The sequence below is a fragment of the Enterococcus sp. DIV1758 genome (assembly GCF_051711985.1).
Lineage (GTDB): Bacteria > Bacillota > Bacilli > Lactobacillales > Enterococcaceae > Enterococcus > Enterococcus faecalis.
Genome location: NZ_JBIOOA010000001.1, coordinates 474,719 through 497,522 on the forward strand (window position 1 = coordinate 474,719; position 22,804 = coordinate 497,522).

Genomic DNA, 22,804 nt, shown 5'->3' on the forward strand with positions numbered 1-22,804 from the left:
GAGTGGTCTATATGAAAAAAGCAGAACGTCAACGTTTGATTAAACAATTAATTATGCAACAAGAAATTGAAACACAAGATGAATTAATCACTCGTTTGGAAGAACTTGGCGTCCGAGCCACTCAAGCGACTGTTTCAAGAGATATCCGTGAAATGAGTATTGTTAAAACACATGGTGCAGATGGTCGTGTCAAATATGCAATTTTTTCTCAAGCACAAGGCACAAGCAGTGAAGAGAAATTACGAGAATCAGTGAAAGATTCAGTTGTTCGAATGGAGCGAGTACAATTTATTGTCATCTTGCATACAGAGATGGGAAATGCCGATGTGGTGAGTAACTTTTTAGATGAAGTAGCTTATCCGGAAGTGGCGGGTACAGTGGCTGGTGCGGATACGATTATTGTGATTACACGTTCAGAAGAGGATGCGGAACACTTTATCGAACGCATCGAAAATATGATTTTTTAAAATTGAAAGCATCAATAGAAGGGAGTTTTTTTCTTGGTAGAATTGAAAGCGCTACAAAATGGTTCGGATATTCGGGGAATTGCTTTGGATACGGAAGAACAAACTGCAACATTAACCGTAACAGCAGTAGCCGAGATTGCGGTGGGCGTGGTTCGTTGGTTACAGGACAAAAAACAGCTGCCACGAAAGGCACAACAGCGCCTGACAATTGCAATCGGACATGATAGTCGTCTAACGGCGGAGCCGATTAAGCAAGCATTAGTAGATACGTTTCTTTCATTAGGTATTCAGGTGATTGACGTTGGTTTAGCTACGACGCCTGCTATGTTTATGGCTACTCAATTTCCAACGCTTCAATGTGATGCGGCGATTATGATTACAGCTAGCCATTTGCCTTACTATTTTAATGGCTTGAAGTTCTTCACAGCAGAAGGTGGAGCAGAGAAAGAAGATATTCGGTATATTTTATCTCATACTGATCCGCTGACAGCCAATGAAAATGGCACACTGATGAAGCAAGAGTTACTGCCAATTTATGCGGAGCATTTGGTGGCAAAAATCCGCCAAGGAATTCATTCGCCCGAAGAGAAACCTTTACAGGGCTTTCGAATTATCGTTGATGCGGGTAATGGGGCTGGGGGCTTCTTTGCGGAGCAGGTTCTTCAAGTTTTGGGCGCTGATACGACGGGATCACAGTTTTTAGAACCAGATGGGCATTTTCCTAATCATGTACCTAATCCAGATAATTCTGAAGCAATGAGAAGTATTCAAACGGCTGTTTTAGCTAATCAAGCAGATTTGGGCATTATTTTTGATACAGATGTAGATCGTTCGGCTGTGGTGGACCAATCAGGTGAGGTACTAAACCGAAATAATTTAATTGCTGTTTTAGCGGCAATTGTTTTAAAAGAAGCGCCTGGTAGTTATATTGTGACAAATTCGCCAACCTCAAGTCATTTAAAAACATTTATTGAAGAAAAAGGCGGCCAACAGATTCGTTATATTTCTGGTTACCGAAATGTCATTAATAAAATGATTGAATTGAATCATGGGGGCTTTCAGACACCGTTAGCCATTGAAACCAGTGGTCATGCAGCGTTTCAAGAAAACTACAATCTGGATGATGGTGCATATGTCGTGGCGAAAATTTTAATGTTGTTACCAGAATTGAAACAAAACAATCAAACGTTAGGAGATCTGATTGCTACATTGAAGCAACCGGCAGAAACCAACGAATTTCGCTTCAAAATTACTGCGGAGGATGTTACTTGTTATGGGCAACAAGTCTTGCGAGACTTTGAATTGTTTGTAGAAAATCAAGCAGACTTTGCTGTGGACCGTGAAAACCAAGAAGGTGTTCGGGGAAACGTGTCTGGTCAATATGGCAGTGGTTGGTTTTTGCTACGCTTAAGTCTGCATGAACCGTTGCTTGTTCTTCAGGTAGAGAATGACCAAAGCGATAAAAATGCGTGTGTCATCGGAAAAATTGCCACTTTTTTACAAAAATATGAGGAAATAGATAGTCAGCAAATAGAAAAATAATCTAAGAAATTAAAGGTGTTCTTATGGAAAATGTCTTAAAAGGAAAACACATTGGCTTTTCTCATTTTAGAGAAGAATATATCGAACATATTGCAAAACAGCAATGGGATAATGAATTGCTTCGGCATTTGAGCTGGGATGCTTTACATCCGTGGGGGCTTGAAGAATGGAAAGATTTCACGATTAATAAAGGAGAAGATGATCGATTTCTATTTGCTATTTTAGAAAATACGACAGAGGAATTTATTGGTTGGGTTTCATTGTCTGATGTACAGTTGAAAAATAGAGGGGTCAATTTAGGGATTGCTATTTTACAAAAAGAGTGGCTACAAATGATTAAGGCTGAGAGTTAGCTCAGGAACTGTTTAACACCAAGACACTAAGCAAACGCAGATATGCCGTTCTCAGCAGTGAATGTGCGGTAAAATAAAAAAGCAGAAGAAATCGGCGGTTACCGTCCGATTTCTTCTGTTTTTTTACCATAGGCCAGGCGCTGCAGTCACAACGATTTGTTTTTTTGTAAACGGATGGAGTAAATGAAGTTGTGAAGCATGGAGCATTAAACGAGCTGCCTGCGATTTTGGGTTGTATAACGGATCACCAATAATTGGATGCCCTTCGCTAGCTAAATGGACCCGAATTTGGTGCGTCCGACCTGTTTCTAAAACACAGGTAACTGCGGTTTGATTATTAGAAAGAGCTTTGACCACTTGGACATGTGTAATCGCTGAATCCCCTTTTTGAGGATCAATCCGTCGTTTCCGGCGATCATGCCGATCACGACCAATCGGCTGATTGATTGTCTGTTCTTTTTGGTTAAAGTGACCAGCCGCAATCGCTTGATATTGACGGTAAATTTGTTTTGTTTCTAATAAACGCCCTAAAATAGGTAAGACAAAAGGATTTTTAGCAAAGACAATCGCACCGCTGGTTTCTTTATCTAATCGATGAACGACATAAGGGACCTGATTTTTCTCAGCTAAATAGGCAGCAACATGATTTAACAAGGTGTTTGTTTCCTGTGGCTGATTTGGATGGGTTTTAATGCCATAAGGTTTATTTACAATCATTAAATGTTCGTCTTCATATAAAACCTTCACACGCGTTGCGTCACCCAAATGAATAGTGGGACGCACATAATCGGTTTCTTCAAACGTTAAGGTGACACAATCGCCAGCTTGGACTGGAAAATGAAAAGCAGCTGTTTCTCCGTTGATTTTGACATTTTTTCGCGTGCGTAAAAAATGGCGCACTTTTCGAGGGACTAGCCACTCATTTTCTAATAGTTCTTTTACAGTCATTGTTGAAAAATTTTCAGGTAATCTCATTGAATATTCCACCAAATCCCACCTTTCACTGATTCGCTATTTAGTGTAACAAAGCTGCTCAAAAGGTCAAGTCAGAACGGAAAAAAAGCTGAAATTTGTTAGAAAGGCAGTTCCTTGAGAGATTCTTAAACAAATTTACATAAAAAACGAAGAAAAGCATGATAGAATAGAGGCTAAATAAAGACTCGTTTCTAAACGTAAGCAATTATTTACCTCTAGCGAAGGCAACATTTCCTTTGCTACAGCGAAAAGACCATTGAAATTGTTTTTCAAGAATTTTTCATGCTTTAGACCTAGGTCGTACCCACAAGAATATGGTAGACTTAGCCAAGAAACGTAAACAGAGGGAGTACTATGGACAATCTTAAACAATTTTTTAGTAAAGTCGGTGTCGGATTACGTCATTTTTGGACGTGGATAAAGCCTTATTTAATACAATTCCATCAAGCCAGAAAGCGGATTTGGAAAAAGTATCAAATCAATAAAATTTTCTTGTTAATTGGTTTGGTAGTCGCTTTAGGTGCCAGTATTTATTTATTTTACTTAGCCAAGTCCGCAAACGTTGAGACCCTAAAATCGGGGCTAAGTGAATCAACACGCGTTTATGACGAATCAGGAGAGGAAGTCGGAAAATTATTCGGGCAAAAAGGAACTTTTGTGGAACTGGATAATATTTCTCCTTATATTCAAGATGCGGTTATTTCAACTGAAGATCGCGCGTTTTATCAACATAAAGGGTATTCCATCAAAGGGATTGCCCGTGCGGTTGTTGGAAAATTGACCTTCGGGAAAATCGGTGGCGGTGGTGGCGGAAGTACAATTACGCAGCAATTAGCCAAAAATGCTTACTTAACGCAAGAGCAAACGCTAGATAGGAAAGCCAGAGAATTATTCTTAGCGATTGAAATCGAAAAGAAATATTCGAAAAAAGATATCTTAGCAATGTATTTAAATAATTCTTATTTTGGTAATGGTGTCTGGGGCGTGCAAGATGCAGCTCGTAAATATTTTGGCGTGGATGCGTCCCAAGTGACAGTGGGGGAAGCCGCAACGCTAGCGGGCATGTTAAAAGGGCCAGGAATTTATAACCCAATTGATTACATTGACAATGCCACAGCGCGACGGAATACCGTTTTACAACTAATGGTCGACAATAAAAAACTATCTCAAGAAGAAGCCAATCAAGAAGCGAGTGTTAACTTAGCGAGTCTATTAAATGACACCTATGTTGGCGACGAAAATAGTTACAAATATCCATATTATTTTGATGCGGTAATTGATGAAGCGGTCAATCGTTATAAATTTAAAGAAGAAGATATTTTAAATAAAGGCTACAAGATTTACACTTCTTTAAATCAAAAATATCAAGATGCGATGGATGCAACTTATAAAAATGATGCACTATTTCCACCCAATGCAGAAGACGGTGCCATGGTTCAAAGTGGTTCTGTAGCCATTGATCCGAAAACTGGCGGCGTGCAAGCACTGGTGGGCGGTCGAGGGGAACATGTTTATCGAGGCTTTAACTTTGCAACGCAAACAAAACGTTCACCAGGCTCGTCCTTAAAACCAATTTCTGTCTATACACCAGCTTTAGAGGCTGGCTATAAACCAGACTCTGTTTTAGAAGATAAACCACAAGATTATTATCCAGCGCAAAACTATAGCCGCACGTACAGTGGAGAAGTTCCTATGTACCAAGCCTTAGGAGAAAGCTTAAATTTACCAGCGGTATGGTTATTACATCAAATTGGTTTAGATAAAGGCTATGAAAAAACAGAGAAATTTGGCATTCCGTTATCAGAAAAAGATCGGTACTATGGTTTAGCCCTTGGAGGATTACAAACGGGTGTTTCGCCATTAACTATGGCGGGAGCTTATAGTGCCTTTGCCAATGAAGGCTATAAAACTGAAACGCATTTAATTACAAAAATCGTCGACTCAACTGGCGCAATTGTAGTTGATAATACTAAAGTCAAGAAAGAACAAGTCATTACCAAAGATGTTGCAGACGGGATTACAAGTATGTTACTAGGGGTCTTTAGTTCTGGGAGCGGGGTCAACGCACAACCAGCAGGCTACGTAATGGCTGGTAAAACAGGTACGACAGAAACCAACTTCGATAGTAGTAAAACGAACGATCAGTGGGTGATTGGTTATACACCAGAAGTTGTCATTGCTACTTGGTTAGGCTTCCAAGAAACCAGTAAAACCCATTATTTGGAAGGCAGTAGCGCTACGTATGCCTCACAGGTGTTCAACAGTCAAGCCAGTGGCATCTTGCCACAAGTCAAACAAGCACAATTTCCTGTCGCGGATGCGTATGCCACAGGTGGGAAAGTTGTTGATAGCAACGATAGTTTAACTGGTGGTGCCAATTCTAATTGGCGGGATAACTTGAAAGACTTTGGAAATTCTGTTCAAGACGGCGCTAGCAATTTCGGAGATACATTGAATGAAGTTGGGGGACAAATTAAAGACGGCGCGAAAAAAGTCAAAGACAAGATTGAAGGAATTTTCGGAGGCTTATTAGGAAATTAGTTGGGAAAACCTAAGAGAAATGGTACAATAAAGATGAAACTATTGAGAAAAGAGGGATTCCATTGAGTAACATTTATGATACAGCCAATCAGATTGAACGTGAACTACGTGAGTTAGACGAATTTAAAGCATTACAAGCAGCGTATGAAGAAGTAAAAGCAGACGAAGCAGCTTACACATTGTTTAAAGAATTCCAAGGATTCCAACAAGGACTACAAGAAAAACAAATGCGCGGCGAAGAATTCACGGATGAAGATGCTGAAAAAGCACAAAGCATTGCAACGAAAGTGCAGGAAACAGCAGTTATCAACGAATTAATGCAAAAAGAACAAGCGTTTAGCTTAGTTGTCAATGATTTAAACCGAATTATCATGACTCCTGTGCGTGATATGTATAACGATTAATTTACGTAATTGAACTCTGACAAGTTGTCTATAAGACAATTTGTCAGAGTTTTTCTTTTACTGAAAATAAAAAAACGAACAAATTTTCGTATGTTTTTACTGACCAAGCTGGCAGAAAATGATATGATAAAGGAAGGAGAAAAGGAGGGGAAACGATGAAACTATTGCATACAGCTGATTTACACATGGATCGGTCTTTTGAAGGGTTAACTGGGATCCCGACAGCCTTAGCGAAGCGCTTAAGAGAAGCTAATCAACAATTGTTAATGAATATCGTAACAGTTGCCATTCGAGAAGCGGTGGACTTAGTTATTTTTGCAGGAGATACGTTTCATCAAAGTCAGACCTCTATTTCAATGCAAGCCCAATTGATGGCCGCATTAGAACAGTTGAAACAAGCAGAAATCCCTGTGATTCTAACATTTGGGAATCATGATTACTATAAAAAAGACCGCTATTGGTTTTCTTTTCCAGACAATGTCTTTTTATTTGAAAAAGAAATGGTTGAGACACTGTATTTTGAAACGAAAGCGGGCGAACAAGTGGCTGTTTCAGGGTTTAGTTATGAGCATCCTTGGATTGATGAAAATAAAGCACTAGAATTTCCTATCAAACAAGCAGAATCTGACATTCATATTGGGATTTATCATGGAGACACCAGTCGGAAAGCGCAACAAAATTATGCTCCGTTTACATGGAAGGATTTAAAAGCCACTGGCTATAATTATTGGGCATTGGGCCACATTCATCAACCGCAAATTGTTAGTGAACAACCGCTAATTGTTTATCCTGGAACACCTCAAGGGCACACGAAAAAAGAACAGTCTTTACAAGGGGTTGCAGTGGTCACACTTTCCCAAAATCAAGCGACTGTTCAATTTGAAAAAGTCGCAGAAATAGATTGGACGAATGAAGAAATATCTCTGGCGCAATGCCGTGACACCCAAAGCGTTTTGTCTTATCTTGAAACCAGTTTGCTGACGAAGTGGCATGTGCATCAGCAACAGCAATTGATGGAGTTGACACTGAAAGAAACGCAACATTTGGATGTGACCGTGGTGCAAGCCATTGTCAATGGTGAACTATTAAGCTACTTACAGCAGCAGCTTTTACAAAAAACGCAAGGTGATTTTTTTGTTTATCGCCTACTATTGCAAGCAGAGGAACCAACAAAAGAACCGATCTATTTAGCCGCTAGTCCTAACTTGTTAACGGCATTAGAAAAAACATACTTAGATCCAGTTATTTTTGAAGATACCACCAAGGAATTGTTACGTTATCCAGAATTTGCTGGAATTTTTTCCATGGATGAGCAGTGGCGATTAGAGAGCTTGCGCCTAGCACATGAGCAAATTAATGAAGACTTTACTATTCAGGAGGACCCACTATGAAATTACTTGCAGTAGAGATTGTGGGCTTTGGAAAATGGCAACAACAGAAAATTACATTTGAATCTGGTAATCAATTGCTGTACGGCGCAAATGAAGTTGGCAAGTCCACATTGTATCAATTCATTCAAGCAATGCTGTTTGGTTTTCCCACAAAGGGCAAAAGAAAACGCGATTACGCACCAAAAAATGGTGGTTCGTATGGTGGTCGTTTGTGGTTGGCACATCCTGTGTTTGGAGAAGTTCAAGTCGAGCGTTTTAAAGAAAAAAATAAAGGGCAAGCAATCATTTATTATCAACAACAAATGGGGGATGAAAAAACCTTACAGCAAATGTTACATCCGCTAACTAAAAAGTTATTTCAAGAGGTTTTTACTTTCCAACAAGAACAATTAATTACGAGTGACAAGTTGACAGAAGAGGAACTGCAAACATCCTTGTTAGCCATTGGTGTTTCTGGTAGTCAACAACTTTTGACTTACCGAAATGTGTACTTTAAAGAAGCACAAAAAATCTTTAAAGGTAAAGGACAGCAGCCATTACTCAATCAGAAGTTGGCGGCTTATCAAGAACTAAAAGAGCAAATTCAAGAGAAAGAAGCGCAGCAACAAACTTTTCAACAATTAGAAGAAACGATTCGCGAAACAGAACAACAGCGAGTGACACTGCAACAGCAATTAAAAGAAACGCAACAGGGCTTGTTACAGGTTGCGGAACAGCAACGTCACTTTCCCTTGTACGAAGAATGGCAGTCGCTGCCTGAAGAAACAGAGAACGTTGTTTTAGTAAAAGAAGACCAAGTGCAATTAGAAGAAACCTTTCAAGAATATATGTACCTAGACAAAGAACGACAACGTTTGACCAAAGAGTTATCTCTTCAGTCAGAAGCGCTCGATGTTCCAGAAGGCTATGCTTTTTACCTAGAACAAGAAGCATTAATTCAACAATTGTTGAATCAACGCTATGATATGCAACAATTGATGACGGAATCGGAATGGATGACCCAAACCTTTGATCAAAATCGTCAAGAAATGGTCCTTTTAGAGAACGAATGGTCATGGTCGCCTGAACGACCTCCACAGCTTTTTTATGACAACGAAACCGTTCAAAAGTGGCGCCAACAACAAGTTGCGTATACGCAAGCTCTTCAAAAAGGCCAAGAACAAAAAGCATTCTTGGCTTCTCAAATTGAAAATCTGGAAGACCAGTTAACGGACTTTGAAAAAGAGCACGCTGCATTTTTTGGTGAAGCGACACGTGCTCAAAGAGCGCAGAAAACAAGTCAGCCACTATGGTTATTGTCAGGAAGTCTCCTTACATTACTGGGTTTCTTTTTGCCGAGCCCTTTAAAATGGGGCCTAGTTCTCGTGGGAGTTAGTCTTATCGCAAAAGAAGTGATTGGCTACGCCACTAGAAAAGAAGCGTCCTCAGATGAAGTGAAAGAAGAATGGCAGACGAAACTTTCGCAACTAGATTATTTAAATGAACAGTTCCAACAAGCGTTGAATCAAGAACGTGAGGCACAACTGCAAGTGGAACAACTTGAACAAGCAGTAGCGGAGCAAGCCCAACTTCATCAATTAGGAAAAATGAATCAAATTGATACTTTAATGAATCAGCGGGAATTGATTACGCGCTATCTATTGCTTGTTCAAACAAACGAAGAACTCATGAGTCAATTGAAGGAAAATCAACAAAAACGCCAAGTATTTGAAGAACAAGTCTTTCCATTGATGACGCATTTACCCTTACAAGGAAAGAGCCTTTCCGAAAAATTACACTTTTTAGAAGGATTTGCTGAAGAAATGGAGAAAGTTCGCTTTGCTCAGGAGTATCAAGCAGATGGCTATCTCAAACAGCAGTTACGAGAGTTGAAAACTAAACAGCAAGAAGCGTTAACACGAATTCAGCCTTTACTAATTCGTTATCGGATTCTATCAATCGCTGATGTTCCAATGAGGATTCAACAGCTGACGACTCAGCAAGCTCAAGTTGGTCGTGGGCAAGAATTAGCGACACAATTAGGCAATCTGTTTCCAGAAGCGGTAACAGAGGCAACGTTAAAAGACCGTTCTTTACAACTGGCGCAGCAACAAGCACTGGAAGAAAGTCAGTTAAATAAAATACAAGAACAGTATCAAGCGTTGATTTATGAAAAACAACAATTAATGACGGATGGTACCTTAGATGAGTTGTATCAACGACAAGCAATTTTAAAAGCGGAAATCAAAGAACTAGCTCAACGTTGGTCTGGGTATCAACTAGCGGGACAACTGTTAATGGACCTATTAACAGAGCTTTCGGAACAACAATTGCCCAGCTTATTACAGTATGCATCAAGCTACTTTGCACTTTTAACAAATCAGCGTTATCAATCAATCCAAGTAGCCGAAGGTCAACTAGTTGCGGTGACGAAAGAACAAGAAATGTTTTATTTACATGAATTATCAACTGGCACTAAAGATCAATTGATGATGGCTGTTCGTTTTGCTTTTTTAGCAGTCCAAGGCGAGCAACTGATTTGTCCAATTATCATTGATGATGGCTGGTTACACTATGATCATCAAAGAAAAGCCCAATTAGCTGAATTATTTACTAAGTTTGGTCAAAAACAGCAAGTCATTTGTTTTTCTTCTGACCAAGAAATGGTAAGCTATTATCAGGACTTACAACAAAGAGTAATTGCGTTAGAAGGAGGAAGCGTCAAGTGAAAAAATTACGTGAATTAACAGTAGAAGAACTTTTTGAATCATTTGTTCTAATTAAAAATGCCGATGTGCGTGTAGCTAAAAATGGGAAAAAGTTTATTGCCTTTACCTTTCAAGACACATCTGGTACGATTGACGGAAAATATTGGGACGCCTCTGAGGATGAAATTACACGATTTACTGCGGGAAACGTTGTTTTACTGAATGGGAAACGAGAAGTTTATCAAAACAAACCCCAAGTAAAAATTTTACACATGCGTTTAGCGACAGCAGAGGAACCAAGCCAGCCAAGTTTATATATGGAACGAGCGCCTTTGAAAAAAGAAGAGATGGTCGAGGAAATCAATCAAGTAATTTTTGAGATTACCAATGCTCATTGGAATCGTATTGTGCGCTATCTCATGACGAAATACCAACAAGAATTTTATGAATTTCCTGCAGCCAAACGGAACCATCATGCTTTTGCGAATGGCTTAGCTTACCACACTGTCTCAATGTTGCGCCTAGGCAAAGCAATTGCTAAGGAATATCCTGAAATTAACACGTCACTATTATACGCGGGGATTATTTTACATGACTTAGGAAAAGTTTTAGAGTTATCTGGCGCTATTACGACAGAATATACGGTGGCAGGGAACTTAATTGGTCATTTAGTTTTGGTGGATGAGGAAATTACCAAGGCGTGTTTGGCTTTAAAAATTGATGATCGAGAAGAAGACGTTGTCATTCTTCGGCACATGGTCTTAGCCCACCATGGATTGTTGGAATATGGCTCACCTGTGCGACCAAGAATTATGGAAGCGGAAATCTTACATCAAATTGATACCATGGATGCGTCCATTCAAATGATGCTAGGGGCCATTCGTCAAACACAGCCTGGGGAGTATACGGAACGAATCTTTGGTTTAGATAACCGCAGTTTCTATGTTCCAAAAGATAAATAAAAAAAGGGAGTGGTCAATCGACCACTCTCTTTTTTATACTTATTTAGAAGAAGATTCTGTTGTTTTGCTTGAAGAATCTGTTGCTTTTTCAGAGTCGCTTGTTTTGGTATCACTTGTTTTAGAATCACTTGATTTTGATTCTTTTTTCTCTGAAGAAGCGCTTGAAGATTCAGTTTGCATGTAGCCTGCTAAAGCGTTCTTGAAGGCATCATCTTTAATTTTCACATTGGCCGCTTTTAATTCGTCACTAATAACTTTTGCTTGGAATGTTTGATCGGCTAATTTTGTCTCTTCAGCAATTTTCTTGATCTCTTTTTCATAAGGTTTCATGTCATTGCCTTTTGCTTTGTTTTTCGTCATTTTCACTACATAGTAAGTTGTTTGGTACGTTTGTGCGTTTGTTGCAGCAATTGGTTCTGATACTTCGCCATCTTTTAGTTTGAAGGCTGCTTCTTTAACTTCGGCAGGAACAGTTGTTGATTGTGAATCAAATTTAATTTTACCGCCGTCTTTTTTCGTTGCAGCATCGGTTGATTTGTCTTTGGCAATTTTTGCGAAATCGCCGCCGTCAGTGATTTCTTTCTTGACAGCTTTTGCATCATCTTCTGAAGCAACTTGGATAATTTGTGCTTCTACTTCTGGATGGAAGCTTGCCCAAGCTGTTTTTAAGTCTTCATCTGTAATTTTAAGATGTGCTTTCATACCTTCTTGGAAAGCAGCAGTTTGTTTTAATTGTTTTTTGAAATCTTTTTCAGTTAAGCCGTATTGTTTTAAAGCATCAGTGAATTTTGCACCTTGTGCTTCCATTTGTTCTTTAGCATCATCAAATTTCTTTTGAACATCTTTATCAGTGACTTTATTACCATATTTATCTTCAAAGACTTTATAGATAACCATTTGGCTAAACGCTTGTTGGCTAGTACTTTGCCCTTTAATTTGGTTATAAAAATCATCAACAGTAATTGTTGAACCTTTCATTGTTGCGATATCTTTTGAACCGCTTGAACACGCTGCTAAACTAAAAACGGCCATTGCGCCCGCTGCAGCTAAGATTAGTTTTTTCTTCATTCTCTTATGCACTCCTGTTTTTTTTAGTTTTATTTCTGTTATAACTATACCATACCTCATTTTGAAAAAGAAAGAGTCTCAGGCATAGTTTCAAACAAAATTCGTATTTACGTCACACTTTTTATTTTTTTAATAACAAAAGAAATAATTAACATCAAAGACTTTACTTTTGCTTGTTAGTTTGTGTGTCAGGTAATTCAGCCGTGATTTTGGCAATTTGTTCTTTAATTTGAGCAATCCGAGGTTCCGCTTGGAATTTGAAATCAGTGATTTCTTGTTGCAGGTCTTTTGAAAATTCAGTTGCCAGTGGTACGTTTTCTTCGACAACTGCCAAATTTCGTTGCACCTGATCCCAGTCATTCGTGACTTGATTTTTCAGTGAACGATAGTCCTCTAGCTCATTGATTAAATGTTGACGTGTTTCTTTCCCGCTTCTTGGAGCAGCCAACAATCCGCCAATGGTACCAGCAGCTGCGCCAAAAAAGAGACCTTTAATAAATTTTTTCATTTAGTTCACCTGCTTTGCAATGGTTTCAGCAATTTCTTGCATCGCTTCGGCGGAATAGTCCTCTTGATGGTTGCCAAAATGAATAGAGAAATCATCTTCTTTTGAATAACGGGGAATCAAATGAACGTGGGAATGGAAAACGGATTGATAAGCCACTTCCTTATTGTTATTTAAAATGTTTAATCCTTCCATTTCTGGAAAAGCTTTTTCTAATGCTCGTGCTACTTTAGGAATACGAGCAAAGACGTCGCTTGCTAAAACGTCATTATATTCAAAAATATCAGCAACGTGTTGTTTTGGAATCATTAAGGTATGTCCTTTGGTCACTTGTGTGATGTCTAAAAACGCGTAGACTTTCTCGTCTTCATAGACTTTGTAACTTGGGATTTCGCCGTTGATAATTTTACAAAAAATACAATCATTCATGAAAAATTCCTCTTTTCTCTAGGTTCTTTCCTTTACTTTACCACAAGTTGATTTCTCTGTGGATGAAAAAGTACGTGAGTTCGCTAAAAAGTTCGTTTCATTTCGTGTATAATAAGAGAAAGAAAAAAATCCATTTAATTAAGGGAGTAATTTTTGAATTCTTGGTTCGCTTAGGGTTTAATAATGGTAGAGAGAAAAGGTTGGAGGCAAAAGAAATGAGCTTAACAATTGAACATTTAACAGGAGGTTACGGCCATATTCCTGTCTTAAAAGATATTAATTTTGACGTCAAGTCTGGTGAAATGGTTGGTTTAATCGGCTTGAATGGTGCGGGGAAAAGCACCACCATCAAAAATATTATTGGGTTACTTACGCCGCAAAAAGGCAAAATTATGATTGACGGGGAAACATTGCAGCAAGCCCCTGAAGAATATCGCAAAAAAATCGGGTATATTCCGGAAACACCTTCTTTATATGAAGAATTAACATTGAAAGAGCATATCGAAGTAACGGCCTTGGCTTATGATATTCCATTAGAAGAAGCATTCAAACGAGCAGAACCATTACTAAAAACGTTCCGTTTAGACAATAAATTGGAATGGTTTCCTGCTAATTTTTCAAAAGGCATGAAACAAAAAGTCATGGTACTTTGTGCATTCTTAATTGAACCGAGTTTATATATTATTGATGAACCTTTTCTAGGCTTAGATCCTTTAGCAATTCATGCTTTATTAGAATTAATGGATACGATGCGTAAGCAAGGGGCAGCGATTTTAATGTCCACGCATATTTTAGCAACAGCTGAAAAATATTGTGATCGCTTTGTGGTGCTACACGAAGGAAAATTACGGGCAAACGGTACAATGGCTGAATTACGTGCAGAATTTAATTTACCAGAGTCTTCTTTAGATGATATTTATCTTGCCTTGACGAAGGAAGAAAAGGTGGGGTAACATGGGCGAATTTTTTAGTCAACGTTTGTCACGGCATTTCAAAAAAATGTCCAAGTACTTGCGCTATATTTTAAATGATCATTTTGTTTTAGTCTGTATGTTTTTATTAGGCGGATTAGGTCTGTACTATTCCCAGTTGTTAAAAGAATTACCTCGTGATTTTGTTTGGGGCAGACCGTTAATTCTGTTGAGCTGGTTGCTACTCATTCAAGTTGGTAAGTTGGCTACTTTGACAGAAGAGCCCGACAAGGTGTTTTTATTACCAAAAGAAAAACAATTCGCTGCTTATCTGAAACGGGCGCTGCGCTACTCTTTAATTTTACCGATTGTGGTCAGCTTTCTAGGAAGTGGCCTATTGATGCCGTTGATTGTAGTCACAACAGGTTGGTCGTTTCAAACCTTCTTTTTATTTTTGGTCATGCTAGTTTGTATGATTTATACACATCTTAGTTTACAAAACTATGGGCTCTATCATCTTTCGTCAACCACTTACCGTAGTTGGTGGTTCGTTTGGTTGATCAGTAGTCTCTTGATTATGACGGGAGCCATTTACTGGACGCCTTGGGTTGGTGTGATTGGTGGCATCATTCTGGCCGTTTGTTTATCGAGTATTTGGCAAAATAAGATGAAACAGAGTTTCTTGGATTGGGAAAAAATGATCCAAAAAGAACAAAACAGAATGCATAGAATTTATAAATTCATTCAGCTGTTTACAGATATTCCTGAAGTGAGTAGTACAGTGAAACGTCGTAAATACTTAGATCCTCTCCTCGGAGTAGTCAAAAAAACATCTGAGAACACGTATGCTTACTTATTCATTCGGAGCTTTTTACGAGGTAGCGAATATAGTGGCCTATTGTTTCGCTTGATTTTGGTTGGTGGCGTGCTACTCTTCTTTTTACAAGAATTCTGGATTGCGTTGGTAGTTGCTTTATTGTTTGTCTATTTAATCGGGTTCCAGTTGATTCCCATGTACACGCAATTTGATTATATGGTGATGACACAGCTATATCCAATTTCAATAGAAAAAAAACAAGCAGCAATTCGCCGGTTAATTGGCGGCGCATTGTCTGTTGCGGCCATTATTTTTGGTGGGATTGTCTGCCTTCGTTTAGGCAATTTGCAAAATAGCTTGCTCATTCTGGGTGCCTTAATTGTAGAAGTTGTGATTTTCACTAAAATGTATGTTCCAATGCGCTTGAATAAGTTATAAAGATGAGAAAACCCAGCAAAATTTACAAAAGAACCACATAGAAGCTTGACGAAGCAAGGTTTGGCGACTAAAATGGTAATTGCTGTAAAAATTGCAATAAAATTGTGTTGAGATAGGAGATAATTTCCATGGAATTTCAGTTGGATAAAGACTGGCGTCTGCAGCCGATAAAGGGCGCAACTGGTCAAACATACATGGGAATAAAAGAAACAGAGAAAGTGTTCATTAAACGAAACACTTCTCCACTTCTTGCAGCATTGTCTAAAGAAGGGTTAGCCCCGAAGATGATTTGGACAAAGCGGACAGCGAATGGCGACGTACTAACAGCCCAAGAATGGCTGGAAGGACGTTTATTACATGCGGACGAAATTGGCAAACGCAATGACGTGATTGACGTGTTATACCAATTGCATCATTCTAATTTGCTGAAAGACATGTTGAAAAAAATTGGTGGCGAAGTTTGTACCCCGCTAACAATGTTGAAAGAGTATAAGCGTCAACTACCTAAAGAATTAAAACGAAACAGTTATTTAAAAGAAGTAATCACTTATTTATATAATCATTTACCAGAATATCCAGAAACTAGCTATGTGGCTGTCCACGGCGATGTGAATCATCGGAATTGGTTAGTCTCGAATAATTATCTCTATTTAGTAGATTGGGATTCTGTGATGGTCGCGGACCCAGCGGTAGATTTAGGAATGATTTTGAGTCATTATGTGCCTCGTTCCGGTTGGAATCAATGGTTACTATCTTATGGTTTAATTCCTAATGAAAGTACAGTTCAACGAATTTATTGGTATGGTTTATTTAGCTTTTTACAAGAGATTGTTCGTCATCACCAAGAGGGCGAAAGAAGAGCAATGACTGCAGAAATTTTACAATTAAAACGAATGTTTAGTAGTTAAACTAATTCATTTAACATCCACACAGGCTGGCGAATTTCACCAGTCTGTTTTTAAAAGAAAGGAATTTTAAATATGCGTGTAAGAAATAGACCCGGAGCAGCAGAATATATGGCAAAATATCCACAATATGTGGTAGAAGGTCCTGAAAAATGGCAAGGGAAATGGCAAGAACGTTTTGGCAATAATCATCCCATCCACATTGAAATTGGTTCAGGTAAAGGTCGTTTTATTTATGAAATGGCTAAAGCACATCCTGAAATTAATTATATTGGTATCGATATGCAATTAAGTATTTTATCGATTGCATTAGATAAGCTAGTGGCCGAGCCGTTACCTAATCTACAGTTATTGCGAGTAGACGGCGAAGCATTAACAGAATATTTTGCTGAAAATGAAGTAGATTTAATCTATTTAAATTTTTCAGATCCTTGGCCAAAGAAAAAACATGAAAAACGTCGTTTAACGTATAAAAACTTTTTAGCGACAGATGAAATTATTTTAAAACCAAATGGAGAAATTCATTTTAAAACGGATAATCAAGGGCTCTTCGAATACTCATTAAGTAGCTTTTCTAAATATGGCATGATTATTGAACGTGTATGGCTAGATTTGCATAATAGCGAGTTTGAAGGCAACATTATGACAGAATACGAAGAAAAATTTTCTAGTCGTGGTCAACGAATTTATCGAGTAGAAGCACGTTTTGTTGCAAAATAAAAGAGGTCGGGACAGAACCGTTTAGCTCCGAGAAATAAGAAGAAATTTCCAAAAATTGCTCTTTAATTTTTGGAGAATTTCGGCTTATTTCCGAAGGAGTTGGTTCTGTTCCCGCCGTTTATCAGTTTTTGAGCGTGGAGCAAAAATCCAAAGTGATTTTTGTCCCACGCTCTTTTTATTATTTAAGAAAGCCTAAGTTGTCGTTCTTAGAGCATAGGCATCCAATAAAATTCTTGCCAGAATGGATAGTGGTAACCGTGAACGCACTTCATAATCGGGGAAAAAGGAGCCTTCTGATTTGAAACCCACGAACGGAATTTCAATATATTTCATTAAACTAGAGTGTTTGCTTGCAGTTAAAAGGATAGTCCCAATTTCTGAGTCGTAACAGTTTTTACCAGCGACAACTAATTCTTGAGTTTCTCCGTTTAAAGAAACAAAAAGAGCCACATCTTTTTTTGATAACTTTTTACTAATATTTTTAATAATTTCTGGGTCCGTATGCAGCTCACAGTATTTGCCAGCCAATTGAAACTTAACCATCATTTCCTGAGCAATTAATTCTGAAAAACCTCTAGCAAAGATAATAATCCGTCGAGAAGCCTTGATTTTTTGGATTGCATCTTCGATATTACCAATTTCAATCATGTTAATCGTACGAGTTACTTCTTCTTCATTCTTTAAAATGGCTGTCCGAATTCCTCGGTCTACTTTTTCTAATGCTGAAAAATTTATATTTTGGTTTTCTTTATCTTTCAAGTGATGCTTGAAGGATGTGAAACCTTCATAGCCTTTCTTTTTCATGGTTCTTACAATCGTCGCAGTTGATACGTTGGCTCGTTCGCTTAATTTTACAATGGAATAATCAGGGATTTCTAAAATATGTGTTTCGATAAAATGCCAGAGATATTGCTCTGATTCACTCAATTTTTGTTCCATAATGGCCAGCCCTTCTTTCTTTCGCTAAAAAACATTTATAAGCCTATTTTTAATGAAAAAAAATAAAAAAGCTAGAGAAATTATGAAATTGTAAATGTTTTCTATATTTTTGCGAAAGAATGAAAACCTTTACATAGTATTTTGAGACATAATAAAGAGGAGAAAGGAGGAACTACAGTGACTATTTATACATGTACATTAAATTTAGCCATTGATTTATTTATCGAAACAGAAGAGCTAGTTCCTTTTGTCGTGAATCGCACGAAGGAAGATGATATTCAAGCAAACGGGAAAGGAGTCAATGTTTCCCTAATTTTAAAGATGTTAGGGATTGATAATACCGCTTTGGGAGTCAAAGCTGGTTTCACTGGGAACTATGTCGAGGATTATTTAAAAGAAAAAGAAATAACCACTGATTTTATCGAAGTCGCTGGTACAACGAGAATTAATGTGTTTACAAAAGTTACCCAAGATCAAAAGGAATACAAATTAGTCAATAAAGGACCAAAATTATCTGAAGAACATGTACAACGTTTTTTGAAAAAAATTTCAGAGTTACGTAAAGGGGATTATTTGTGCGTATCAGGAAGTTTACCACAAGGGGTTTCGCCAAGTATTTTGATTGAAATTAGCCGAATTTGTTTTGAAAAGCAGGTGTTCTTAATTTTAGACAGTAGTTATGAAGAAATTTTAGATTGTTTGCCTTATCAACCATTTTTATTGAAACCAAATGAAGAAGAACTTCAAGAGTGGTTTCATACAGAAGTGCAGACTAAGGACGATTACATTTTTTATGGACAAGAATTACTGAAGCGGGGAGCCAAAAATATTTTACTTTCTTTAGGTAGTGAAGGGGCTTTATTTATAAATAATGAAAAGGTTCTTTCAGGTAATTCACCAACTGGAATGGTTGTGAATACAGCTTGTTCAGGGGATGCAATGTTAGGTACCTTTTTAGCTGGCTGGCATCAAGGACTTTCATTGGAAAAAAATTTAAAAAGAAGTATTGCAGCAGGTAGTTCAACAGCATTTCGCAAAGGATTGACAGATTTTTCAGATGTTCAGGAGTTAGAGCAACAAATAAAGATTCAAGAGGAGGAATAAACAGATGGCTACGTATCAATTAATAGCTGCTACAGGTTGTCCGACGGGAATAGCGCACACGTATATGGCACAGGAGGCATTGGAACAAGCTGCGAAACGTAAAGGTATTACGATTAAGGTTGAAACACATGGTCAGATTGGTATAGAAAACGAGTTAACACCTGCAGAAATCCAAGGAGCGGAGGCAGTCATTATTGCCGCCGACAAAGACGTTCAAGCAGAACGTTTTGCTGGGAAACGAATTATTGATGTCCCTGTCAGTGTGGGGATTAAAGAAGCAGATCGCTTAATTGAAGAAGCACTCGCAGGCAAAGGATCGATTGCGGCCGAAAACCAAGCAGTGGACGAACTTGAACAGGAGACACAAATTTCTTCAGGAAATGTTGGACATAGTATTTATAAAAACTTAATGAATGGCGTTTCTCACATGTTGCCGTTTGTAGTAGCAGGCGGCGTTTTAATTGCTCTTTCTTTTGCTATTTGGGGTATTTATTCATTTGATCCAGAAAGTAGTCAGTATAATGCTACCGCTGCTATGTTAAAAAGTATTGGTGATGCCTCAATGGGCATGATGGTGCCAATCTTATCTGCGTATATCGCAGAGGGGATTGCGAAACGACCTGGTTTGGTTGTGGGCTTTGTCGGTGGTTTGATTGCTAACACTGGTGGTACTGGCTTTTTAGGAGGGATATTATCTGGTTTCCTTGCTGGGTATTTCATTCTTTTATTACAAAGAGTATTTAAAGGTTTGCCTAAATCATTAGATGGTTTAAAAGCAATTTTCCTTTATCCAGTCATTGGCGTTGCAGTTATTGGTATCACTATGTCTTTACTAGCAGATCCGATGAAAGCTGTTAACGAAGGAATGATGAGCTTTTTAGCTAGTTTCCAAAACTCCAGTCCGTTGGTTTTAGGAATAATTGTGGGTTGTATGTGTGCCTTTGATATGGGAGGTCCAGTTAATAAAGCGGCCTATGTTACTGGAACGGCACTCTTAGCTCAAGGCAATACTTCTTTTATGGCAGGAGTTTCTGCTGCCTGCATAGCGCCACCTTTAATTACAGGCTTTGCTACATTATTCTTTGGAAAATACTTTGACACAAATGAACGCAATGCGGGGCTAGTGAACTTTATTTTAGGCTCCACACATATTACAGAAGGCGCTATTCCATTTGCGGCAAAAGACCCATTGAAGGTTTTACCAATTATGATGCTCGGATCTTCAATTGCGGCAGTCCTAACGTATATGTTTGGGGTACAAGTGCCAGCACCTCATGGAGGATTTCTTGTTTTACCAGTTGTTACTCACGCTGTTCAATGGGTTCTGGCAATTTTAGCTGGTTCATTGGTAGGCGGTTTATTGCTAGGTTTTGTACAAAAAAGTAGAATCGCCAAACAAGAGCAATCGTTATCAAAAAAATGAAATAACAGGAATTAGGAGTGAATGGAATGGCTTTTATTAAAGAAAATCATATTTTTTTAAATCAACAGTTACAAACGCAAGAGGATGTTTTTCACTTTTTAGCAAAAAAATCAACAGAATTGGAAGTTGCTCAGGACGCACAGGAAGTTTTCGATAAACTGAACGAGCGAGAACAAGAAGGAACAACGGGGATGATGAATGGATTTGCGATACCTCATGCAAAAGCAGCAACGATTCAACAAGCGGCCATTATCATCGTTACCTTGGACCAAGGTGTTGAGTGGCAGAGCCTTGACAACCAATTAACGGAGTTTGTGATTGCGCTGTTTATTCCAGATGCCGAAGCTGGCACGACACATTTGAAATTACTCTCTTCCGTTGCGCGCCTCCTATTAAGAGAAGAAGTTACTTCTGGACTGAAACAAGCAAGTTCGCCAGCTGAAATTGCTACGTTACTAAATAATCAATTAGGAGAGGAAACAGAATGAAAAAAATTAGTGAACAAAAACGTAAACATTTAGAAAATCTGGTAGATGATCAAGGGATTATTGGCGCACTAGCCATTGATCAACGTGGGGCCTTAAAACGCATGATGGGAAAATACAAAGAGGTGACTGCGCAAGAAATCAGTGACTTTAAAGTATTAGTATCTCGTTGCTTAACACCAGAGACTTCAGCAATTTTGTTGGATCCAGAATATGGCCTAGCTGCTGCTGAAAATCGAGCACAGACTTCAGGTTTGTTACTTGCGTATGAAAAAACGGGCTACGATGCTTCGACACCAGGACGGTTACCCGATAGTCTTGATGTTTGGTCGGTTAAGCGTTTAAAAGAAGCGGGCGCAGACGCGTGTAAATTTTTACTTTATTACGATGTTGACGAAAGTGAAGCAATCAATGAACGAAAGAAAGCTTATATAGAACGGATTGGTTCAGAGTGTTTAGCCGAAGAAATTCCATTCTTTTTAGAAATTGTCTCTTATGATGCAAACAATTCGGATAGTGCTTCAAAAGAATACGCTAAAGTAAAACCGCACAAAGTAATTGAAGCGATGAAAGAATTTTCAAAGGATCGCTATAATGTTGATGTTTTAAAAGTAGAAGTCCCTGTGAACATGAATTTTGTAGAAGGTTTTGGCACTGAAAGTCTTTATAGCCAAGATGAAGCGCAGGCCTTTTTCAACATGCAAAGTGAAGCAACACAACTTCCATTTATTTTCTTGAGTGCAGGGGTTAGTGCTGCGATGTTTCAGGAAACATTGAAATTTGCAAAAAAAGCAGGTTCCTCGTTTAATGGAGTCTTATGTGGTCGTGCAACTTGGGCAGACGGCGTGCTTCCATTTGTTCAACAAGGTTCTGAAGCAGCCGTTGCGTGGCTTGAAACAACTGGTAAAACAAATGTTGAAGAATTGAATCAGGTTTTAAGAGAGAGCGCAGTATCAGTCTTTGAAAAAATACAGTAATTAAGCTGAAAATATTTACTGAATTTAAACTATTTGGTCATCTGAATTAAATTTTTTCAGAAATCGTCTTCTTTAAGTGAACTCAATGTACGCAAACTCAAAAGATATGATATAATTATTTTGATATCGATGTATGAACACCCAAAAAGTAACAGTGCTTTACTTTATTTGGGGAAAGTTGGGGTATTATGGGAATTCCTAAAGAAGGCGAGTTTGTAACCATTCAGAGTTATAAACATGACGGACATTTACATCGAACGTGGCGTGATACGATGGTACTAAAAACGAGCGAGTATTCTTTAATTGGTGTGAACGATCACACGTTAGTAACGGAATCCGACGGACGTCGGTGGGTGACTCGGGAACCAGCCATTGTTTATTTTCACAAGAAATATTGGTTCAATATAATAGCAATGATTAGAGAAAAGGGGGTTTCGTATTACTGCAATCTGGCTTCGCCATATGTTTTAGATGACGAAGCATTGAAGTATATTGATTATGATTTAGATATCAAGGTTTTTCCAGATGGTGAAAAACGTTTACTAGACGTTGATGAATATGAATTTCATAGCAAACTAATGGATTATCCAGAAGATATTGACTTCATTTTAAAAGAAAATGTCAAGACTTTAGTGGATTGGATTAATAACGAAAAAGGCCCCTTCTCGCCCGAATATGTAGATATCTGGTATCAACGTTATCAACAGCTATCAAAAAAATAGCCGATGTAAACAGCCCACAAAAGGAGCTTGGAGCATTAG

Annotated in this window: 22 protein-coding genes; 17 read left to right on the forward strand and 5 right to left on the reverse strand. The window is 38.3% G+C overall.

The window, feature by feature from the left end:
- Positions 1 to 11 precede the first annotated feature (11 nt).
- The 3 genes from argR to IGJ52_RS02540 are packed head-to-tail and all read left to right on the forward strand — an operon-like array spanning position 12 to position 2,362.
- Positions 12 to 467 carry an arginine repressor gene (gene argR / locus IGJ52_RS02530; protein ID WP_002355509.1) on the forward strand — a complete coding sequence of 152 codons (456 nt, stop codon included), beginning with the start codon at positions 12 to 14 and terminating at the stop codon, positions 465 to 467.
- A gap of 33 nt (positions 468 to 500) precedes the next feature.
- On the forward strand, positions 501 to 2,009 hold the full coding sequence (locus IGJ52_RS02535; protein ID WP_325822748.1) for a phosphomannomutase/phosphoglucomutase: 1,509 nt from the start codon (positions 501 to 503) through the stop codon (positions 2,007 to 2,009).
- Positions 2,010 to 2,032: 23 nt separating this feature from the next.
- Positions 2,033 to 2,362, forward strand: coding sequence for a GNAT family N-acetyltransferase (locus IGJ52_RS02540; protein ID WP_438791879.1), 330 nt, complete (start codon positions 2,033 to 2,035; stop codon positions 2,360 to 2,362).
- Positions 2,363 to 2,485: 123 nt separating this feature from the next.
- Here IGJ52_RS02540 and IGJ52_RS02545 read toward each other — a convergent pair whose 3' ends face one another.
- Positions 2,486 to 3,349, reverse strand: a complete 864-nt coding sequence (locus IGJ52_RS02545; RefSeq protein WP_010827153.1) for an RluA family pseudouridine synthase — start codon at positions 3,347 to 3,349, stop codon at positions 2,486 to 2,488.
- A gap of 342 nt (positions 3,350 to 3,691) precedes the next feature.
- Between IGJ52_RS02545 and IGJ52_RS02550 the strand changes: the two genes are divergently transcribed.
- The 5 genes from IGJ52_RS02550 to IGJ52_RS02570 all read left to right on the forward strand — a co-directional run bounded on the left by IGJ52_RS02550 (position 3,692) and on the right by IGJ52_RS02570 (position 11,322).
- The gene (locus tag IGJ52_RS02550; protein WP_002382970.1) at positions 3,692 to 5,878 is read left to right on the forward strand and encodes a PBP1A family penicillin-binding protein; all 2,187 of its coding nucleotides are present in this window, start codon (positions 3,692 to 3,694) and stop codon (positions 5,876 to 5,878) included.
- A gap of 62 nt (positions 5,879 to 5,940) precedes the next feature.
- Positions 5,941 to 6,282, forward strand: a complete 342-nt coding sequence (locus IGJ52_RS02555) for a YlbF family regulator (protein WP_002355518.1) — start codon at positions 5,941 to 5,943, stop codon at positions 6,280 to 6,282.
- Between the two features lie 155 nt (positions 6,283 to 6,437).
- Positions 6,438 to 7,673, forward strand: coding sequence for a metallophosphoesterase (locus IGJ52_RS02560; RefSeq protein WP_438791880.1), 1,236 nt, complete (start codon positions 6,438 to 6,440; stop codon positions 7,671 to 7,673).
- A complete protein-coding gene (locus IGJ52_RS02565) occupies positions 7,670 to 10,381 on the forward strand; it encodes an ATP-binding protein (RefSeq protein ID WP_438791881.1) in 2,712 nt (903 codons plus the stop codon). Before IGJ52_RS02560 ends, IGJ52_RS02565 begins: the two co-directional genes overlap by 4 nt.
- Positions 10,378 to 11,322, forward strand: a complete 945-nt coding sequence (locus IGJ52_RS02570) for a 3'-5' exoribonuclease YhaM family protein (protein WP_002379105.1) — start codon at positions 10,378 to 10,380, stop codon at positions 11,320 to 11,322. The genes IGJ52_RS02565 and IGJ52_RS02570 overlap by 4 nt, the downstream gene beginning before the upstream one ends.
- A 39-nt stretch (positions 11,323 to 11,361) precedes the next feature.
- Here IGJ52_RS02570 and IGJ52_RS02575 read toward each other — a convergent pair whose 3' ends face one another.
- The 3 genes from IGJ52_RS02575 to IGJ52_RS02585 form a co-directional block, all read right to left on the reverse strand.
- Positions 11,362 to 12,390, reverse strand: coding sequence for a peptidylprolyl isomerase (locus IGJ52_RS02575; protein WP_010816327.1), 1,029 nt, complete (start codon positions 12,388 to 12,390; stop codon positions 11,362 to 11,364).
- A gap of 163 nt (positions 12,391 to 12,553) precedes the next feature.
- Complete coding sequence (locus IGJ52_RS02580) at positions 12,554 to 12,898, reverse strand: YtxH domain-containing protein (protein WP_002355526.1); 345 nt, start codon at positions 12,896 to 12,898, stop codon at positions 12,554 to 12,556.
- Positions 12,899 to 13,324 (reverse strand): HIT family protein, encoded by a 426-nt coding sequence (locus IGJ52_RS02585; protein WP_002355527.1) that lies wholly within the window; start codon positions 13,322 to 13,324, stop codon positions 12,899 to 12,901. It abuts the gene before it with no gap.
- A 215-nt stretch (positions 13,325 to 13,539) separates the two neighbouring features.
- Between IGJ52_RS02585 and IGJ52_RS02590 the strand changes: the two genes are divergently transcribed.
- The 4 genes from IGJ52_RS02590 (at position 13,540) to trmB (ending at position 17,115) form a co-directional block, all read left to right on the forward strand.
- Entirely contained in the window at positions 13,540 to 14,277 is a 738-nt protein-coding gene (locus tag IGJ52_RS02590) for an ABC transporter ATP-binding protein (protein WP_002363160.1), read from the forward strand.
- Position 14,278: 1 nt separating this feature from the next.
- Positions 14,279 to 15,490, forward strand: coding sequence for an ABC transporter permease (locus IGJ52_RS02595; protein ID WP_438791882.1), 1,212 nt, complete (start codon positions 14,279 to 14,281; stop codon positions 15,488 to 15,490).
- A 128-nt stretch (positions 15,491 to 15,618) separates the two neighbouring features.
- Positions 15,619 to 16,398 (forward strand): phosphotransferase family protein, encoded by a 780-nt coding sequence (locus IGJ52_RS02600; protein ID WP_002355531.1) that lies wholly within the window; start codon positions 15,619 to 15,621, stop codon positions 16,396 to 16,398.
- A gap of 72 nt (positions 16,399 to 16,470) precedes the next feature.
- Complete coding sequence (gene trmB / locus IGJ52_RS02605; RefSeq protein WP_002355532.1) at positions 16,471 to 17,115, forward strand: tRNA (guanosine(46)-N7)-methyltransferase TrmB; 645 nt, start codon at positions 16,471 to 16,473, stop codon at positions 17,113 to 17,115.
- Between the two features lie 192 nt (positions 17,116 to 17,307).
- Here trmB and IGJ52_RS02610 read toward each other — a convergent pair whose 3' ends face one another.
- Complete coding sequence (locus tag IGJ52_RS02610) at positions 17,308 to 18,054, reverse strand: MurR/RpiR family transcriptional regulator (RefSeq protein ID WP_002363162.1); 747 nt, start codon at positions 18,052 to 18,054, stop codon at positions 17,308 to 17,310.
- Between the two features lie 177 nt (positions 18,055 to 18,231).
- Between IGJ52_RS02610 and pfkB the strand changes: the two genes are divergently transcribed.
- The 5 genes from pfkB (at position 18,232) to bph (ending at position 22,765) form a co-directional block, all read left to right on the forward strand.
- Entirely contained in the window at positions 18,232 to 19,158 is a 927-nt protein-coding gene (pfkB, locus tag IGJ52_RS02615; protein WP_002375928.1) for a 1-phosphofructokinase, read from the forward strand.
- Positions 19,159 to 19,162: 4 nt separating this feature from the next.
- Entirely contained in the window at positions 19,163 to 20,581 is a 1,419-nt protein-coding gene (locus tag IGJ52_RS02620) for a PTS fructose transporter subunit IIC (RefSeq protein ID WP_002355535.1), read from the forward strand.
- Between the two features lie 26 nt (positions 20,582 to 20,607).
- A complete protein-coding gene (locus IGJ52_RS02625; RefSeq protein WP_002382981.1) occupies positions 20,608 to 21,069 on the forward strand; it encodes a fructose PTS transporter subunit IIA in 462 nt (153 codons plus the stop codon).
- Complete coding sequence (gene lacD / locus IGJ52_RS02630; RefSeq protein WP_104890740.1) at positions 21,066 to 22,043, forward strand: tagatose-bisphosphate aldolase; 978 nt, start codon at positions 21,066 to 21,068, stop codon at positions 22,041 to 22,043. The genes IGJ52_RS02625 and lacD overlap by 4 nt, the downstream gene beginning before the upstream one ends.
- 188 nt (positions 22,044 to 22,231) lie before the next feature.
- Positions 22,232 to 22,765 (forward strand): biofilm phosphatase Bph, encoded by a 534-nt coding sequence (gene bph, locus IGJ52_RS02635; protein ID WP_002355538.1) that lies wholly within the window; start codon positions 22,232 to 22,234, stop codon positions 22,763 to 22,765.
- Positions 22,766 to 22,804 lie beyond the last annotated feature (39 nt).